This window comes from Aquipuribacter hungaricus, from assembly GCF_037860755.1.
Classification (GTDB): Bacteria; Actinomycetota; Actinomycetes; order Actinomycetales; family JBBAYJ01; genus Aquipuribacter; species Aquipuribacter hungaricus.
Map to the genome: position 1 here is coordinate 1 of NZ_JBBEOI010000508.1, position 676 is coordinate 676.

Below are 676 nucleotides of genomic sequence, written 5' to 3' on the forward strand. Positions count from 1 at the left end.
ATGCTCACCGTTACGCCGCACGTCCTCGGCGACGTGGTCGCCCAGCAGGTCAAGGTCCCGGCCGTTCAGGCACTGCAGGTACCGCTGGTACGCCGCTCGCAGCGCCGGGTCATCGCTCACCCGCACACCCTCGCACCGCCCGGCGACCGCGCCCGCGCCCGCAAGCGGAACCTGGCCGCTGCATGCCGACGGTCGGCATGCTCACGTCCTGGCAGCCGGCCGGTCGCTGGCGCCGATGACTGTCGTCGTGCGCCGAGCGTGTCCCAAGACGAGTGTCTCGCCCCCCTCTGCTGGCGGTCATTCCGTGCCCGGCACGGTGTAGTCCCCGGCCGGGTGCATGACCTGGGGTACCAGGTACAGCGTGGCGTCCGCGGTGGTGATGCCGCTGCAGAGCGGGATCACGGCGTCCTCGCTGAGGACCAGCTCGGCCGAGCCGTCGGCCGGGGCGAAGGCGGTGAGCTCCCAGCCCTGCAGCGTCGCCACGGCGCCGCCCTCGGATGCCCCGGCGGCGGCCAGGAGCTCTCGTGGTGGCAGGGCCTGGCCTGGCACCACGTGGTAGTCCAGCAGGAACTGCAGGGTCGTCGGGTCCTCGCGCAGCTGCTGCTCCAGCTCGGTGCGGGTCGGGTCGTGGACCGGGTCGAAGACCGTGAAGGGGCCGCCGGTGAGGACGTCGGTG

At 72.8% G+C, this 676-nt stretch carries 1 protein-coding gene; it reads right to left on the minus strand.

Annotated elements, in window-relative coordinates:
• Nucleotides 1–297: 297 nt before the first annotated feature.
• Nucleotides 298–676 (minus strand): fasciclin domain-containing protein (locus tag WCS02_RS20900; RefSeq protein ID WP_340296226.1); only part of this gene is annotated, 379 nt, incomplete at its 5' end.